The 17,380-nt window shown below is 60.0% G+C and carries 16 protein-coding genes and 1 tRNA gene; 9 read left to right on the top strand and 8 right to left on the bottom strand.

Annotated features, from left to right (window positions below; genetic code table 11):
- Positions 1 to 61: 61 nt before the first annotated feature.
- The 4 genes from H6851_03445 to H6851_03460 all read right to left on the bottom strand — a co-directional run bounded on the left by H6851_03445 (position 62) and on the right by H6851_03460 (position 3,434).
- A complete protein-coding gene (locus tag H6851_03445) occupies positions 62 to 1,087 on the bottom strand; it encodes an alginate lyase family protein (protein ID MCB9942662.1) in 1,026 nt (341 codons plus the stop codon).
- Positions 1,088 to 1,249: 162 nt separating this feature from the next.
- Entirely contained in the window at positions 1,250 to 2,263 is a 1,014-nt protein-coding gene (locus H6851_03450; GenBank protein ID MCB9942663.1) for an alginate lyase family protein, read from the bottom strand.
- 124 nt (positions 2,264 to 2,387) lie between these two features.
- Positions 2,388 to 3,254 carry an N-formylglutamate amidohydrolase gene (locus H6851_03455; protein ID MCB9942664.1) on the bottom strand — a complete coding sequence of 289 codons (867 nt, stop codon included), beginning with the start codon at positions 3,252 to 3,254 and terminating at the stop codon, positions 2,388 to 2,390.
- Between the two features lie 95 nt (positions 3,255 to 3,349).
- A tRNA-Leu gene (locus H6851_03460) sits at positions 3,350 to 3,434 on the bottom strand.
- 364 nt (positions 3,435 to 3,798) lie between these two features.
- Here H6851_03460 and H6851_03465 point away from each other — a divergent pair.
- The 6 genes from H6851_03465 to mltG all read left to right on the top strand — a co-directional run bounded on the left by H6851_03465 (position 3,799) and on the right by mltG (position 9,339).
- A complete protein-coding gene (locus H6851_03465; GenBank protein ID MCB9942665.1) occupies positions 3,799 to 4,671 on the top strand; it encodes a sensor domain-containing diguanylate cyclase in 873 nt (290 codons plus the stop codon).
- 155 nt (positions 4,672 to 4,826) lie between these two features.
- On the top strand, positions 4,827 to 5,783 hold the full coding sequence (gene fabD, locus H6851_03470; protein MCB9942666.1) for an ACP S-malonyltransferase: 957 nt from the start codon (positions 4,827 to 4,829) through the stop codon (positions 5,781 to 5,783).
- Complete coding sequence (gene fabG, locus H6851_03475; GenBank protein MCB9942667.1) at positions 5,783 to 6,517, top strand: 3-oxoacyl-[acyl-carrier-protein] reductase; 735 nt, start codon at positions 5,783 to 5,785, stop codon at positions 6,515 to 6,517. Before fabD ends, fabG begins: the two co-directional genes overlap by 1 nt.
- Before the next feature lie 174 nt (positions 6,518 to 6,691).
- Entirely contained in the window at positions 6,692 to 6,928 is a 237-nt protein-coding gene (locus H6851_03480; protein MCB9942668.1) for an acyl carrier protein, read from the top strand.
- A 142-nt stretch (positions 6,929 to 7,070) separates the two neighbouring features.
- Positions 7,071 to 8,342: a beta-ketoacyl-ACP synthase II gene (fabF, locus tag H6851_03485; protein ID MCB9942669.1), complete on the top strand. Its 1,272-nt coding sequence runs from the start codon at positions 7,071 to 7,073 to the stop codon at positions 8,340 to 8,342.
- A 4-nt stretch (positions 8,343 to 8,346) separates the two neighbouring features.
- Positions 8,347 to 9,339, top strand: coding sequence for an endolytic transglycosylase MltG (gene mltG / locus H6851_03490; GenBank protein MCB9942670.1), 993 nt, complete (start codon positions 8,347 to 8,349; stop codon positions 9,337 to 9,339).
- A 29-nt stretch (positions 9,340 to 9,368) separates the two neighbouring features.
- On the opposite strand, the gene H6851_03495 is transcribed toward mltG, so the two are convergent.
- Positions 9,369 to 10,124: an SDR family NAD(P)-dependent oxidoreductase gene (locus H6851_03495; protein MCB9942671.1), complete on the bottom strand. Its 756-nt coding sequence runs from the start codon at positions 10,122 to 10,124 to the stop codon at positions 9,369 to 9,371.
- A 100-nt stretch (positions 10,125 to 10,224) separates the two neighbouring features.
- Between H6851_03495 and gmk the strand changes: the two genes are divergently transcribed.
- The gene (gene gmk / locus H6851_03500; protein ID MCB9942672.1) at positions 10,225 to 10,890 is read left to right on the top strand and encodes a guanylate kinase; all 666 of its coding nucleotides are present in this window, start codon (positions 10,225 to 10,227) and stop codon (positions 10,888 to 10,890) included.
- On the opposite strand, the gene rsmA is transcribed toward gmk, so the two are convergent.
- The 3 genes from rsmA to H6851_03515 all read right to left on the bottom strand — a co-directional run bounded on the left by rsmA (position 10,865) and on the right by H6851_03515 (position 15,173).
- The gene (gene rsmA, locus H6851_03505) at positions 10,865 to 11,797 is read right to left on the bottom strand and encodes a 16S rRNA (adenine(1518)-N(6)/adenine(1519)-N(6))-dimethyltransferase RsmA (GenBank protein ID MCB9942673.1); all 933 of its coding nucleotides are present in this window, start codon (positions 11,795 to 11,797) and stop codon (positions 10,865 to 10,867) included. The genes gmk and rsmA overlap by 26 nt on opposite strands.
- On the bottom strand, positions 11,715 to 12,938 hold the full coding sequence (locus H6851_03510; protein ID MCB9942674.1) for a peptidylprolyl isomerase: 1,224 nt from the start codon (positions 12,936 to 12,938) through the stop codon (positions 11,715 to 11,717). Before H6851_03510 ends, rsmA begins: the two co-directional genes overlap by 83 nt.
- A gap of 69 nt (positions 12,939 to 13,007) precedes the next feature.
- Positions 13,008 to 15,173 (bottom strand): LPS-assembly protein LptD, encoded by a 2,166-nt coding sequence (locus tag H6851_03515; protein ID MCB9942675.1) that lies wholly within the window; start codon positions 15,171 to 15,173, stop codon positions 13,008 to 13,010.
- 221 nt (positions 15,174 to 15,394) lie between these two features.
- Here H6851_03515 and H6851_03520 point away from each other — a divergent pair, with 221 nt between their 5' ends.
- Complete coding sequence (locus H6851_03520) at positions 15,395 to 16,894, top strand: leucyl aminopeptidase (protein MCB9942676.1); 1,500 nt, start codon at positions 15,395 to 15,397, stop codon at positions 16,892 to 16,894.
- Complete coding sequence (locus H6851_03525) at positions 16,891 to 17,370, top strand: DNA polymerase III subunit chi (GenBank protein ID MCB9942677.1); 480 nt, start codon at positions 16,891 to 16,893, stop codon at positions 17,368 to 17,370. The genes H6851_03520 and H6851_03525 overlap by 4 nt, the downstream gene beginning before the upstream one ends.
- Positions 17,371 to 17,380: the final 10 nt, after the last annotated feature.

Genomic DNA, 17,380 nt, shown 5'->3' on the forward strand with positions numbered 1-17,380 from the left:
TGTCTAGCAGCTTGGCAGGAACAAGGCGACAACCTAGCCGAGACTTCCCAAGACCGGCACCTCACGTTGGCGGAAGCGGAGCAATATCCGTCAACGGGCGAAAGAGGCAGGTGGTCACACTGCCGAAATAGTCATCAATCATGGGCGCGCCGTCATGGCCATGTTCGATCAGGATCTGCCCAAGGCGACGGGCACTGCTCCTGTCACCGAACCGCGCGGCATAGGCTTCGAACCAGGCCATGTAGTGTCGCCCGTGCCCACGCCTTTCGAGAAATCCCAGATTCTGTTCCCGGGGAGCATAACCATCCAGCAGGCCTGGAGTGTCGATGGCATTCGCGAGGAAGGTGACGAGATCATGAATGGTCAGACCGCGTTCGCTCTTCGCCGAATAAAGGTCTACCCCCTGCAACCTTGCCATTTCGGCGATGTTGATCAACGAGCCGACAGCATGACGCTGATAATGAAGGGCCAGCTTTCCCCGTGCGGTCTCGAGCGGCAGACTGCCATCGTCGCGAGCCTGCCCGAGAGCGATGTGGAACCGCTCGATACCCTTGTCGAACATCGCACGATCACCCGTCAATGCGCCCCAGGCCATGGTCACGCTATCGGCAAGATAACGGTGATTGTTCCGGCTGCTGGTCCGTGCCGGCCGCGAGAATCGATTGGGACCGCGTCGCATGTCGACCAGTTCGCCCAGCCACGCCTCGATGTTCGCCGACTGTTCCGGGTCGACATCCCCAGCACCACGAACCATGGAAAAGGCGACAATCATCGGCATCAGGGTGCGATCCAGATTGTAGAACACACGTGCGCGATGTTCCGTCTCGCGCTCAAGCAACGCGTCGTTGCGCGCCCACAGATCGAGATGATCGACAATGGCACGCCGCGCAGCCTCATCATCGAAGGCGAGCACCAAAGCTGACGCACGCATCAGGCTCATCGCAAGATCCTGCCCCGGCTGCCGCTCGCTCCCTACGGTTTGCACCACAGGCTCCGGTGTCCACTCGACCGGTCCGGCTCCACAATAGGCAGAACGCTGCTTGACACCGAGCCGCCGAAGCTCATCCCGGCGCTGCTCGATGGACACCAGTATCTCACCTGCCTTGTGCAACACGTGAGGTATGACAGCCCGACCTGCGGTAGGGCACCAGACAAGAGTGACGCAGATCAGAACCGGGAAAACTCGCCGCATTGCCGCCTCGAACACAAAGGCCTGACATTCGGCAGCACAATATCAAACTTATCAAAATCAATCTATAGTTGAATTTGTTGCAAAAAAGCAACTTGTCATCCCGCCTGAATAATCGTCGAGACGCTCTCCCTGTCGCGCTCCAAGGCGCTTCATGGCATCGCGTAGCAGACGGACATTATCGTCATCGGGGAAGCGGGCGGCATAAGCCTCAAGCCAGCTCATATAGTGTCGATCATGCCCACGCTCGACAAGAAAACTCAGATCCTGCGGTTCAAGGGTATATCGCTCCAGGACGGACGGGTCGGTGACGCCACGCGCGAGAAAGCCGATCATGTCGTCCAGCCGCCCGCCCCGGCTGTTCGTCTTTGTGTAGAGATCATATCCCTGGGTTGCTGCCATCTCGGCAATGGCTACCAGTGAGGCAATGGCATGACGCTGATAGAACAACGCCAGTTGGCCACGATCGGTTTCCAGCGGAAGACTACCATCGTCACGCATCTGCCCAAGCGCAATCGTAAACCGTCGGATACCTTCGCGGAAAAGCGTATCGTCACCGATGAGAGCTCCCCACGCCATCGTAACACTGTCACGCAGGTAGCGATGGTTGTTGCGACTGCTTATTCGCATCGGATCGACGACACGATTCGGTCCCCGCATCCTGACCAGACCATCGAGCCACGCTTCGATGCGCTCCCGATCCTTCGACTTCAGTGTCGGGTCATCCCGAACAAAACTATAGCTGACGATAATCGGCAACAGGGTACGGTCGAGATTGTAGTAGGTGTTGGCGTCGATCTCGCCGCGCAGGCGTGACAGGCCGCCCTTGCGGGCGAAGCGAATCAGATGCTTGACGATGACACGTTTGGCCGCCGCATTGTCCCATGCAAGAACGGCCGCCGCCGCCTTCATGAAAGTCAGCGCCATACCATCGGCGGGCTGATGCCCGCCGGTGACATTGCGTACCGTGCCATGCGACGGCCAGCCACTGTCCCGATCGGGGCCGCATAACTGCCGGACCCGCTTCACGGGCATTTGCTTCAGCTCGAGTCGCCTCTTCTCGGTCACGATCATGACCTGTCCCGGTCGAGTAATATGATAGCTTGGTGGCTTTTGAAGGGAATCGGCCCGGGCGCCCCCTACGGTCAGGACAAGACCAAATGCGGATACAAGACGAACGAACAAGTGCAGTCTCGCTTCAGGCCGCGACAACGGCGCGACGATGGCCGGTGATCCACGCGCCCGCACGGCCAACGAATTCCTGCATTGCCAGTGTTATCCTGCGTGAACCTTCATGCAGCTGTCGACTGCTCTCATCCATGAACAGATTGCGCTGGAACTCGAACTGGATGGCGGAACGCCCGAACCGTGGCCGGCCATGCCGCCGGGTAATGTATCCGCCAGCATAGGGCTGGTTCAATCGCACAAGAAAGCCCGCAGATCCAAAGGTCTCGAATGCGAGGTCGACCAACGCCGGTTCCGCCGAGCGACCGTGGGCATCGCCGATCACAACGTCGACCGCCCTGCCCTGGACAACGGCAATGCCCGACGGCATGGAATGACAATCGACCAGCAACGCATGACCGAACCTTTCCGACAAATCGCTCATGGTCGCATCAATCGCTTCATGATAGGGTTCATGGAGTCCGTCGATACGCCCACGCAGTTCCTCATCGCTCATGCTCCGGGCATGGAGGGCAATGCTGTTGATGCGCGTGGGAATGACACCAAGACCAACCCTCACCTTGTCGGTCACACGCAGCCTGTGGTGTCCAGGTGTCGCCAGCAGTTCGGGGGCAATCTCATCGGCTTTTCGGTTGAGATCGACCACTGCACGACTGTAGCGCGCACGGATCATCGAAACGCCAGCGTCATCGCACACCGGCTCGAACATCCGATCAACCGGCCCATCCCCCAGAGGCCGCAGCACCTCCTCCTTCACGGCGAGACCTTCCCGATATTCATCAGGAAATGCCGTGCCGCTGTGAGGCGACGAGAGAAGGACGGGCAACCGGGCCGGCGTAGCCTCGATGAAATCATAAGATCCGTCGGTGATCCCGCTCATCTTGGATGATTTCTCCAACGTCCGGCCTTGCATCAAACAGACGCTTACGGATTGCAGGTCCATTTTGCAACCTGCTCAGGGTCGCAACACTTTCATGGTGCCCGCTGCCGGACTCGAACCGGCACGGCCGAAGCCTCGGGATTTTAAGTCCCGTGCGTCTACCTGTTCCGCCAAGCGGGCTACGCGCTTCCATCTAGCAGTCGGGCCCGACCATTACCAAGAACCTTGTCCGGCAGACGATCATTGACACGATTCTCCACATATATTCGCATATATACACTGACCGAAGGATTCAACACTGAATATCAGTGGATATAAATTTATTATCCTTAAAGGATAATAAATCAAAAGATTTTTAACTTTAAATTCTATAAGCCGTCGGTCGAGCCTATTTTTTTTGACAATTGTTAGCAGGTTTTAACGTTATCAATTGCGGGTTTGGGTGCATGTGGTAAAGATTCGCGTCGACATTCATGGGTTTTGAGTGATGGCATTCTTGCGCCTTCAGCATGAAGCGCACAAAACCGGTACTTGGAGGAAATATTTGAGTGCGCAGGTCGACAGACTAGCCAGCGACGACCTGGCGGCTCTCCTCAATTCCGCAGCCACTGGCTTTGCCTTGCTCGACAGCAGTGGAAGAATTCTCTTTTTCAATCGTGCACTGGCCGACTGGATGGGTGGTGACGGACAGCGGTCGATCGATGATCTCGACATCGATGAACGGGCAAAACCCGAAATTACCGCTGCCGCACGCCATAGCCGTCCCATGCACTTCGAAACCCGCATCCGCACTCCCAGCGGATACCTGCATGTGCTGGGTTCCGGTCGACCGGTAACGCTCGGCACCACTGGCGAGGCCTACCTGCTGGAAATCGTCAATATCTCCACCATCAGCCGCCGTGAGCGCGACCTTCGACGGCTCGTCCTGCGCGACACGCTCACGGGCGTTGCCAGCCGACGTCATTTCCTCGATCTGGGAGAACAGGCTTTCGCCGACAGGAAGAGGTCGGGGAGTGCCCTTTCGGTCGGCATGCTTGACATCGATCATTTCAAGCATGTCAATGACCTGTACGGCCATACCATGGGCGACATGGTGCTGTCGGTTGTTGCGGCCTGCTGTACCGAAGAGCTGCGCCGCCATGACGTCATTGGACGATTGGGCGGTGACGAATTCGGCCTCATCATGCCGTCCACCCCGCTCGACATCGCGGTCGGCGTTGCAGACCGGCTGCGTGCACAGGTTATCGAAGCCATACGCGAGGAACCCGTGCACAAGGTGAATGTGACGGTCAGTATCGGCCTCACCCAGGCGAACACGAACGACGACAGCTTCGAGCAGTTGCTCAATCGTGCCGATCAAGCGCTCTACACTGCCAAGCGGAGTGGTCGCAATCGTACGGCTGCCATCGGCGAGTGAAAGTCATGCCTTAGGAATCTCCTGCAACCGGGCCGTATCCGCCTTTGCCCGGCGCTTGACAGGAAAACTGCCTTTGTTACCAAACGCGAAGAATGCAGCCAGGCTCCGAATTGTGGGACTGGTGTCACTACCGGTTCACCGGATCTGGAATGGATATGGTCAAGGTTGCAGTATTTCCCGGACAGGGTTCGCAGACCGTCGGCATGGGCAAGGCCCTGTATGACGAGGTTCCCGAAGCCCGGATGGTCTTCGAAACGGTTGATGAGGCTCTGGGTCAGAAACTCTCCCGGTTGATCTTCGAGGGACCAGTCGACGAGTTGACGTTGACTGCCAACACCCAGCCGGCGCTGATGGCCATGTCCATGGCGACAGTGCGGGCGCTCGAAGCGCGTTCCGGATGCCCGATCAGTGACATGGTCTCTCATGTGGCCGGTCATTCTCTCGGCGAGTATTCGGCGCTGGCCGCGGTCGGAGCGCTCGACCTGAGCGATGCGGCACGGCTGTTGCGCATACGCGGTTCCGCCATGCAGGATGCCGTCCCGGTCGGCCAAGGTGCGATGGCCGCCATCCTCGGCCTCGCCATCGCCGATGTCGAAGCGGTGGCCCTGGAGGCTTCCACCGGAAGCGATGTGTGCGATGTCGCCAATGACAACAGCGACGGGCAGGTCGTGCTCAGCGGCAGCGCCGGCGCCGTGGAAAGGGCCTGCGCGCTGGCCAAGGAGCGCGGGGCCAGGAGAGCCATGATGCTGCAGGTGTCGGCACCCTTTCACAGCCGCCTGATGCAGCCTGCCGCAGACAGGTTGGCCGGTGCACTGGCCGAGGTCCCGTTCCGCAAGCCCGCGCGGCCGGTCATCGCCAATGTGCTTGCCACACCCAATGATGATGCAGGCGCGATCGCCGATCTGCTGGAGCGCCAGGTGACCGCAAGGGTCAGGTGGCGTGAATCGATGGCATGGATGGCGGCCAACAATACCGGCTCACTGATCGAGATCGGTGCCGGCAAGGTTCTGACGGGTCTTGCGAAACGAGCTGTTCCCGGCGCTACCCTTGTCAATCTGTCGACACCCGCCGACATCGACTCCTATCTTGAAACGCTTGAGGGGAACGCCTGATGTTCGATCTTTCGGGAAAGGTGGCGCTTGTCACCGGTGCCACAGGAGGTATCGGTGGGGCGATCGCCCGTTCCCTGCATGAACAGGGAGCTCATGTCGTCCTCGCCGGCCGGCGGGCCGAGGTGCTGGCGGAGATTGCCGGCGAACTCGGCGATCGCTGTTCCTTCATCTCCGGCGACATTACCGACGATGGTTTCATGAACGAGGCCGTGGCGGCTGCCGATGACGCTGGCGGGCTGGGTATCCTCGTCAACAATGCCGGCATCACCCGCGACCAACTCGCCATGAGGATGAAGGACGAGGACTGGCAGACCATCATCGACACCAATCTCTTCGCCGCGTTCCGCCTCAGCCGTGCGGCACTCAGAGGCATGATGAAGCGGCGCTTCGGCCGTATCGTCAACATTACCTCGATCGTTGGCATCACGGGGAACCCGGGTCAGGCCAACTATGCCGCTGCCAAGGCCGGCCTCATCGGCATGAGCAAGTCCCTGGCCCAGGAAGTCGCTTCGCGAGGCATCACCGTCAACTGCGTGGCCCCGGGCTTCATCGAAACACCGATGACCGAGACCCTTGATGACAGGCAGAAGGAAAGCCTGACGGGCCGTATACCCGCCGGCAGGCTCGGCAAGGGTAGCGACATAGCAGCCGCAGTGGTGTACCTCGCCAGTGATGAAAGTGCTTATGTCACAGGCCAGACACTGCACGTCAATGGCGGCATGGCCATGATATGATTGACAGTTGACCAGAGGGTAGTACAGCGCCTAGTCAAGCGCGCCGGCATTGTGTAGAAGCCACCCGTCTGCGGGCTATCGCCACAACCGGTCGCAAGTCCGTTGGCTTGGGCCAGACTCAGTCAAGAAAAGAGCTCGAGACGGTTCGGGTCTCGACATCGGAGAAAGTGTGAAATGAGTGACATCGCCGATCGTGTAAAGAAGATCGTCGTCGAGCATCTCGGTGTGGACGAGGCCAAGGTCAAGGAGGACTCGAGCTTCGTTGATGACCTCGGTGCGGACAGCCTCGACACCGTCGAGCTGGTGATGGCGTTCGAAGAGGAGTTCGGTGTAGAAATTCCCGATGACGCGGCCGAAAAGATCGCCACGGTCAATGATGCGATCAACTACATTCAGGCCAACGCCGGTTAATTGAAGGTCAGCCAGGAACCTGCCCATCACGACCCGCGTTCGCCTTCGACAAGTGTCGTGTCCTACAGGCGGATCGAAATGACGGATCTGACGGGCGGGAGACCCGTGTAGTTCGTTTGAGTGCGAGGGGGGATTGCAAGGTATGTCTGGATCGCGTCGCGTCGTGGTGACCGGGATCGGTCTTGTCACCCCCCTTGGTGCCAATGTGGATGACACCTGGTCACGCCTGATCGAAGGCCGGTCGGGCATAGGGTCGATCGAACGGTTTGACGTTTCGGACCTTCCCGCCCGCATCGGGGGTATGCTGCCCGAGGGAGAAGGGGGCTTTGTTGCCACCGACTACGTCGAGGCCAAAGATATCAAGAAGAACGACCTGTTCATCATCTATGGCATCGCGGCGGCAACCCAGGCCATTCGCGACTCGGGTATCAGCCTGGAGACCGAAGAGCAGAAGCAGCGTGCCGGGGTGATGATCGGTGCGGGAATTGGCGGCTTGCAAACAATCGCTGAAACGACACTCGTTCTCGAATCGAAAGGCCCGCGCCGAGTCAGCCCGTTCTTCATCCCTGCCGCCCTCATCAATCTTTGTTCCGGTCAGGTATCAATCCGTCACGGCCTCAAGGGGCCCAACCACAGCGCAGTCACGGCCTGTTCGACCGGTGCCCATGCGATCGGAGACGCGGCCCGCCTGATAGCGCTCGATGATGCCGACATCATGGTGGCCGGCGGCACGGAAGCGGCCATCTGCCGATTGGGTCTCGCCGGTTTCGCCGCAGCTCGTGCCCTGTCCACCAGCTATAACGATACCCCTGAAAGAGCTTCGCGACCATGGGACAAGGGGCGAGACGGCTTCGTCATGGGCGAAGGCGCAGGCGTCGTCGTACTCGAGGAGCTTGAGCATGCACGGCGCCGTGGTGCGACAATCTACGCCGAGGTGAAGGGTTATGGACTGTCGGGCGATGCCTATCACATAACGTCGCCTGCCCCCGAACATGACGGCGCTTTCCGTTCCATGAAGGCCGCGATCAAGCGTTCGGGCCTCGGCACGGCGGACATTGATTACGTCAATGCCCATGGCACCAGCACACCGGCAGGCGATGAGCTGGAATTTGGAGCCGTTGCCCGGCTGTTTGGCGATGACAAGGGCGGATTGTCGATGTCATCCACCAAATCGGCCATCGGCCACCTTCTCGGTGCCGCCGGCAGTGTCGAGTCGATCTTCTGCATCCTCGCCATGCGCGATCAGGTCGTACCGCCAACGCTCAACCTCGACAATCCCGCTGACGATTGCACAGGTATCGATCTCGTCCCGCACGAGGCACGTCGCCGGGAGGTCAAGGCCTGCCTGACGAATTCCTTCGGCTTTGGTGGCACCAATGCCTCACTGGTCCTCACCCATCCCGATCTGATCTGATCCGGTGGGCCGCTTCCTCGTCAAGACTGTCTCAATTCTCCTCGTCATCGGAGCAGCGGCGGCAGCAGGAGGCTGGTGGTATCTCGACCGCTTTCTCCACACGCCGTCCTCGCAGTCGGAGGAGCGCGTCGTGTTGCTGGAACCTGGAAGCAGCGTCGCACAGATTGCCCGCCAGCTTGCCGATGCCGGCGTCGTCGGAGATCCATTGCTGTTCCGCATTGGCGCACGACTGTCCGGACGGGATCGCGCGCTCAAGGCGGGCGAGCTTGTCTTTCCACCGGGGCTGACACCCATGCAGGTTCTCGATGTACTTGAGGAAGGCAAGTCGGTTCAGTACCGCATCGTCGTGCCGGAGGGATTGACCAGCTTCGAAGTCATGGAAATTGTCCGCAATGACGAGACATTGGTGGGCGACATGCCGGCGGAAATACCAGCAGAAGGGGCATTGCTGCCGGAAACCTACTTCTTCAATCGCGGCGAGACCCGTGAGTCGGCGATCAATCGCATGAAGGAAGCCATGACGGAGGCAATGGACAAGGCCTGGGCGAATCGTGCCGCGGACCTGCCGGTATCGACACCTCAAGAGGCTCTCATTCTGGCATCGATCATCGAAAAGGAAACGTCAGTTCCCGAAGAATACGGTCAGGTTTCAAGCGTCTTCGTCAACCGTCTCAGAAAGGGCATGATGCTGCAGACCGATCCGACCGTCATCTACGCACTGACGAACGGCAAGGGACCGCTCGGGCGTGCCCTGCTGCGCAAGGATCTCGATGTTGACAGCCCATACAATACCTACCGTGTCACAGGTCTCCCACCGGGTCCCATCGCCAATCCCGGCCGTCGGGCCATTGAGGCCGCAGTGAACCCCGCCGACACACCGTATTTTTACTTCGTGGCCGATGGTTCCGGCGGACATGCCTTCGCGCGAACGCTTGACGAACATAACCGCAACGTCGCCAATTGGCGAAAGCTCAACAGCGAAAAGAAGAAGAACTGAACTGACCGGTCTTTAAGCGGGTCCGCTTCTCATTCCTTATAAGATCGCTTGCCAGCGGAGCGGGCGAGGATACTGGCTGACCACCCGGCGGGCAGAAATTCCAGCAATCGCACGGTCGCGTAGACCGGCCACGGGAAGGCAATCCTCGACTTGCGCTTCCTGATGCCCGCGAGAAGCCGGCGCGCGCCTTCCTCCGCCGAGACCATGAATGGCATGGGAAAATCGTTCGCATCGGTGAGCGGTGTCTTCATGAAACCGGGACAGAGGACGCTCACGGCAACACCCCTTGCGCGCAGACGCGCATCCAGCGCCTCGCCATAGCTGCGCACCGCGGCCTTGCTGGCGCAATAGAGAGGCGCATTGGGGAATGACTTGAAGCCGGCAAGCGAACTCATCATTGCGATCTGTCCCTCTCCGCGCGCAATCATTGGCTCGATCAACGGCTCCACTGTATTCAACATGCCTGAAATGTTGATTCCGATGATCGCGCGCGCATCTCCGTCGGTCCCGCCCGAGACCCCCGCATTGGCAATGAGCAGGTCGACCGGCTGGCGCCCATGGGCTTCAAGCATCGCCTTGCCCATTCCTGCACGATCCCGCACATCGACAGCGATCAGATCGACTTTGGCCCCCCTTCCCCGGCATGCGAAGGCAACTTCGCCCAGTCGTCCTTCGTCCCGCCCTGCCAGCGAGAGACGGACATCGCGAGCAGAAAGCTGAATGGCCATGGCCCGGCCGACTCCGCTGCTTGCACCGGTGATGACGGCATGTCGCGGAGGCCACATCGAAGGTGCTCCATCGGTCAGATCCATGCGGGTTATTGTTTTCAACTTAACCCCTCCTGCTTTATAGAACCAGTCGGATAAACAAGAGGTTGGTAGACGTATGAGCCTCGTGGCGCTGGACAAGCTGATCCCCGGTCGCCGACGCGGCCTCATGCTGGTGATGTCGTCGCCCTCGGGTGCGGGCAAGACCTCGATCAGCCGTGCGCTGCTGGACCAGGAGCCTGAACTGGCGCTGTCCATCTCGGTGACGACGCGGGCCCAACGGCCAGGTGAGGTGGACGGCCGGGATTACCATTTCATCGGTCATGATGCCTTCGACCAGATGGTGGCCGAGGACAGGCTTCTCGAACACGCGCGGGTCTACAACAACGCCTATGGTACACCACGCGAACCGGTATTCGATGCCATGCACAGTGGCAAGGATGTCCTGTTCGACATCGACTGGCAGGGCGCGCAGCAGATGCGCGAAGCCGCCGGCGTCGACATGGTGGGAATCTTCATTCTTCCGCCGTCCACCGAAGAACTGGCAAGACGCCTGCACAGTCGTGCACAGGACAGCGAGGACGTCGTACGCTACAGGCTGGCCCAGATCGCCAATGACGTCACACACTGGCCGGAATATGACTATGTCCTGATCAACAATGATCTGGAAGAAAGTGTGCGTACGGTACGCGCCATCCTCACGGCAGAACGGGTGCGACGCAAGCGCCAGCCCGCCCTGACGGAATTCGTCGCCCAGTTCAGGGTGCCGCCCGTCGAAGGGTGACGAGCTGTCTGGCGAGGTCACCGAACGTATCGACATCCAGTTCCTCAGCTCGAGAGGTGGCATCGACGCCGCTTCCTTCCAGCAAGGCATCCACCTTGACCCCAAGCGGCTTGAGGCTTGACCGCAGCATCTTGCGCCGCTGCTGGAAGGCCGCTCCCGTCAGCTGTTCGAGCGCCGACATGAGTTTTTCCGACGGTCGGGGGTCGCGCGGCCGCAGGGCGACAAGGGCCGAGCGCACCTTGGGCGGCGGGTGGAAGGCACCGGCCGGAAGATCCATCACCCGTTCGACCCCACATACGGTCTGCGCCAGGATCGACAGCCTGCCATAGGCGGAACTGCGCGGCGCGGCACACAGGCGATCAACGACCTCGCGCTGGAACATCAGTCGCATGTCAATGATCCCGCGAGCACGCCGCAACCAGCGAACGAGCAGTTCATTGCCAACATTGTAGGGCAGGTTGGCCACGATGAGATACGATTTGCCGTCCATGATGACATCGGCATCAATGTCCAGCGCATCCGCTTCAAGCAACTTCAGACGACTATTTGCCGCGTCAACCAGCTGTTGCAGGGCCTGCACACAACGTCCATCGCGCTCGACTGCCGTCACTCGCGCGCCTTCGGCCAGGAGCGCGCGTGTCAGCCCTCCCGGCCCCGGCCCGATCTCCAGAACGTTGCAGTCACGCAAATTTCCTGCACTGCGGGCAATGGCCCGCAGAATGGCCGGATCAAGCAGGAAATGCTGGCCAAGACGCTTGTCGGCATCAAGGCCATGCGCACGGATCGTATCCTTGAGCCGTGGCAGCCCCGAAAGATCGGGCGGATCAGAATCCGACACGGATGTCGATGAACGCGTCCTTGCGAAGGTCGCGAAGATAACGATTGGCCAGCCGCTGCACCTGGGCATTTTCGAGCTTGCTGCGCATCTGACCCCGGCGGGTCGCGTCGTCCTTCCTGTCACCGCCGACAGCACAGACCATCAACAGGTGAAGACCTGCACCCGAGCGGACAGGCTGACTGATCTGCTCCACCGGCAATCCCTCGATGATTCCCGCCAGATCGGGCGGCAGGTCACGCGGATTCATCCATCCCAGATCGCCTGACCCCGGCGTCCCCATCTGCTCCGCGATCCTGATCACATCGTCACAGGTGTTGAGCCTCGACCGAAGAGCCTGCGCCTGATTGCGAGCAACCTCGATCGCATCCTCGCCGACATTGTCATCCAGCGGAAAGAAAATCTGTGCAATCTTGCGGGACTGCGGATCACCCGATTGCGATGTACCGGCGCGGCGATCGCGCATGAGGAAAAGATGGACACCGGTTGGAGAAACCACCGGCTCGGAGAGCTGTCCCGGCTGGAGCCGGGCCACTGCCGGGCGAAGGCCGCCAGGTAGCGAGGACAATCGCACCCATCCGAGATCACCACCCTTGTCAGCCGTTTCGCCAACGGACACGGTCCTGGCGAGCGACGTGAAGTCAGCTCCCTCGCGGATGGCCTTGCGCAGATCGGTCGCATCGACCATCGCCTGATCGAGCGCACTCGGCTCGTAAACGGGCAACACGATTTCCGACAGCAGAAGTTCCGGCTCGCCGTCGGCCTTTTCGGCATCGAGAGCAAGATCGACCTGCCGGTCGCTCACCACGGCACGCGAGGCAATCCGCTGACGGATGATCTTCACCCAGGAGAGTTCCGCCTTGACCTGATTGCGCAGGGCTTCTGGCTCAATTCCCTGACCGGACAAATTATCTGTCAACTGGACCGCCGTCAGCCCATTGGATTGGGCAAGGCGATCGATAGCGGCCGAAACCTCTCCTTCACCGGCAACGGCATTCAACCGTGCCGCTTCCTGCATCTCGATACGGTCATCGACCATGCGACGAAGCACCTGCGGTGCAATACGCCGACGCACATCGGCCGTATCGGGCAGACCGCTGAAAAGAATGGCGAGCTTGACCCGGGAGGTAAGATCCTGAATCGAGATGATGTCATTGTTGACCACTGCCGCAATTCGCTGGCCCGTCTGGGCATATGCGGCCGGAATCAGCATCAACGGCAACATCAATGCCGCAATGAATGTCACGAGCCGAGAGGATAAACGCAGGTTCATCATCAGATCCTAGAATAGAGTACTGTCCGCCCCGAGGTCGCCCAGGCTCCGTAGAGTGACCCGTACACTGATCCGGGTCTCGTTCTCAAGCTCTCCATTGCGGGTGTAGTTTTTCTCGAACCCCGCCAGAACGGACATGCAGGGGTTCGAAAACAGCAGGCCGAAGGTGTTCGTGACCGGCCGTTCAAGCGTCAGGTCACGACGAAACTGGGCTCCGACAGCCAGACTGTCGACCACCTGCAGACGTAACCCCGCCACCAGCTCCTTGCGCTCGTTGATCGCAGTATCCGCCAGATCCTCACTCAACTGCAAATACTGCAGATTGAACCTCAGACGCGGCGGACCGAAGCGCACCGAAAGATCGTTGCGACGGAAGGTGAGCTCGTCCTTTGCCAGCCGGAAGCGATAGGTCAGATCCAGATTGGGGCCCGGACGGAAATCGAACCGTCCGACATAGTCGGACAACTTCTGATCGAGTCCCGATCCATCGGGAAACAACTTGTCTGCACCCTCGCGAAGACTCTGGCCAACCACACCACTTATGCGCAGCGCACTCGGTCCGATGGCATCGAAACGCAGGCCATAACTGATCTTTGCACCGCTCTCGACCTTGTCGAGTCCGGTGAACCGGTCCGGCTCGAACAGGTTCGTTTCATCGAATTCGAAAACGCGACTGTCCTCGTTGGGGATGTCACGCTTGTTGACGTTGTTGCCAGTCCATGTCGCCGAGACAATCGGCTCAACCACCTGGCTCCAACCATGGGAGGTTCCGACGAGAGGCCAGCTCCACTCGATCGTCGCGCTCGGCACGATACGCCCCACCGTGTCATGCCCCGACTCACTGGCCCGGTTCTGCGGGTCGCCATCAGTGGAATAGATGTCCCCGCGAAGGCTGGTCGTGATGTTCACCAGATCACCATAGGCACCGACATACGGCAATTTCCAGCCGACCTCGCCCGAGACCCTTCGCGTATCGAGCCCCTCGGTTCGGGTCAGGGCCAGCGCACTGGCATCGCCGAAGAAGAACGAGCCGCCCGGTCCGCGATCGCCGACAACGTGATATCGGATCCACGGTGCTGCGACCGGTATCAGCCCCTGATCATCATCGTCACGCAGTCCCTGGAAGGCATAGGCATCCATGGAGAACATGCCCGGACCATCGAATGATTCGTAGTAGGCCCTGTTCTGAAGCACATCCTCGCTACTGAAATTGTAGCGCTGCAGGTAGGTATCGTCGCTCGCCACTGCCAGATCGAAGCCGTAGAGACGGTCCTGGTCGATGGCATAGCGCCCTGAACCCTCGGCATGACCGCGCCATGCCTGCTGGGTATGACCGTCGGGATCGGGCTTGGAATCGGTCGTGCGGGTAAAGCTGCCACCGAGTTCCGTGAGCCCGGTTTCACTCAGGTTGCGAAACTCCGCACCCAGCAATACCCCCTCTTTGGAAGTGAACAGCGGAGTGACTGTCAGGTCGCGATTGGGGGCCATGTTGATGAAGAACGGTGTCTCCATCGTGAAACCCAGCTTCGTGTCGGTGCCGATCCTGGGTGTGAGGAAACCCGTCTTGCGATCGACGGTCGGGTCCGAGTGGAAGAAATAGGGCAGGTAGGCAATCGGTACGCCGAACAGCTCGAACACGGCATTGCGATAGGCGACCGTCTGATCCTTCTGGTCATGCACCACGCGATCGGCCTTGATCTGCCACAGGGGTGCGCTGCCATCCTCGCAAATCTCGCAAGGGCTGTAGACGACCTTGTCGAGAACTGTGCGATTGCCATCGATACGCCGTCCCGAGGCAGCGGCAATCCGCGATCTGTCAGCAAGCAGCAAGCCCACCTGGTCCATGAAGCCATCGCGCAGATCGTCCTGCAAATCCATCGTCTCGGCGAACACCGCGTTTCCCTCGGCATCCACCAGCACGATATTACCACTCGCGACCACCCGTTTCGCGGGAATGTCATATTCGATGCGGTCCGCCAGCAGCCGTCGCCCGGACTGGCTGAGCTCGACATCTCCCTCAGCTACCAGCCGGTCGGCGTCGGCGTTGTAGACAACCGTGTCAGCAGCCAGGACAGCCGGCTGGTCGCTGGAAAGCGACTGGCCGCCGAAATTCTGGGCACGGGCACCGCTGCTCATGACGGCCAGAACTATCAGCGAACAACTGATCGTTTTCAATGAACTCTCTTGCTTTGAAGCGCCAATAAGGTCATCTCACATGATAAGCGGGGCTGGGGAGGTTGATGGCGGCGCAACGCTAGCGATCTCGCGCCGGCGGTTCAAGCGACCGTGACGTCAAAGCGCCATGTCCCGGAATAAAGGGTCTGCGTTGCAACGGGATGGGTTCGCTTCCGAGCCTTTGGAATGAACGGCATTGTCCCGATGAGACGAGATGGAGCATGATCTTGATTGATATCAGTCTGCAGGATGGCGTACTCGAAGATTCATCGACCGTCGTCGTGCTGATCGGTGACGATGGCAGCCTTTCCACTGCAGCCAGAACGCTCGATGCAAACCTGGGAGGCTTTATCTCCCGCCTCATTGAAAGCAGTGGTGAGCTCAAACACGGCAAGCTGTTCGATTCGATCACGCCAGCGGGAGCGAAACCCGATCGTGTCGTGGTGCTGTGCATCGCGTACAAGGATGCGAAACCGCGCACGGAACTGGAAGATGCCGGGGCTGGCCTTTTCCTCAAGCTCAGCCAGCTTGGCGTCGACAGTGCATGCGTCGGATCTTCCGAGGGCCTTGATGGGGCCGGTCCGGCAGTCGATGTTGCCACGGCTCTGGCGACCGGTGCCAGACTGCGAAGTTACCGGTTCGACCGTTATCGACATGAAACCGAGGATGAAAAATCGAAGCTGAAGGCTGTCCGGTTCGCAGGACTGGGTGGGGATGCGGCCGATGCGTTTGAACGGACCGGGCTTGCCGTCGAGGCTGTTGCCCTGACCCGCGATCTCGTCAGCGAGCCTGCCAATGTTCTCTATCCGCAGAGCTTTGCCGAGCGGTGCATGGAACTGGAACGTTTCGGCATCGAGGTGGAAATACTGACACCCGACAAGCTTGCCGACCTGAAGATGGGCGCCATTCTCGCCGTCGGACAGGGCAGTTCGCGCCCGCCTTATGCTGTTGCGATGCGCTGGAACGGGGGTGGGAAAGACGAAGCGCCACTGGCTCTTGTCGGCAAGGGTGTCTGCTTTGACACCGGTGGGATTTCGCTCAAACCTCCCGCCGGCATGGAAGACATGAAGTGGGACATGGGCGGTGCCGGCGCTGTCGTCGGAGCCATGCAGGCCGTCGCCTCGCGCAAGGCGAAGGCCAATGTCGTCGGTGTGATCGGACTCGCGGAGAACATGCCATCCGGCACCGCGCAGCGTCCGGGCGATGTGGTCACCGCCATGTCGGGCACCACGATCGAAGTCATCAACACCGACGCCGAAGGTCGCCTCGTGCTGGCCGACATGCTCTGGTACACAAAGGAGCGGTTCAAGCCGAAGGCCATCATCGACTTCGCCACGCTCACCGGTGCGATCATCGTGGCACTGGGTCACGAACATGCCGGTCTCTTTGCCAATGACGATGCTCTCGCGAAGGCTATCGCCGAGGCGGGAGAAGCCGTCGGTGACACAGTCTGGCGGATGCCACTGGGTGCTGCCTACGACAAGCATATCAAGTCCGATATCGCCGACATCAAGAATGTCGGCCGAGCCCGGGAAGCCGGTGCCACTGCGGGTGCCGTATTCCTGCAACGGTTTGTCGGCGATGTGCCGTGGGCCCATCTCGACATCGCCGCCATGGCCTGGTCCAGTCGCGACAAGGGGATCATCCCCAAGGGCGGAACAGGTTATGGCGTCAGGTTGATCGACCGGCTTGTGGCTGATTGTTACGAAAGCAGGTCTTGACGGAGCTCGGCTTTTATCACCTGACACGAACCACTCTCGAACAGGCCCTGCCGCGCCTTTTGACCAAAGTGTTGCAATCCGGCCAACGGGCTCTGGTTCGTGTCAGCGATACAGAAAGGCTCAACCGGCTTGATGCCGTTCTTTGGACCTTTGGCGATGGGTCATTTCTGCCTCATGGCACCATTCGCGACGGAAGGACTGAACAGCAACCCGTTCTGCTCACTACCCGGGGCGATGACAATCCCAATGGCGCCAGATACCTGTTCCTGATCGATCAGGCAGTAGCCGAGGACGCCACCAGCTTCGATCGCTGCTTCGAGCTGTTCGACGGTCGCGATCACGAAGCGGTGGCTGCGGCCCGCAACCGTTGGCGTTGGGCCATGACACAGGGCATCGACTGCATCTACTGGCAGCAGGACGAGCGTGGCCACTGGATCCGCGGCGGGGCTTCCAGAGGCGACGATGCGGAGCTATAACGCGCTGCAA

The sequence above is a fragment of the Geminicoccaceae bacterium genome, assembly GCA_020638465.1.
Taxonomy (GTDB): domain Bacteria; phylum Pseudomonadota; class Alphaproteobacteria; order Geminicoccales; family Geminicoccaceae; genus JAGREO01.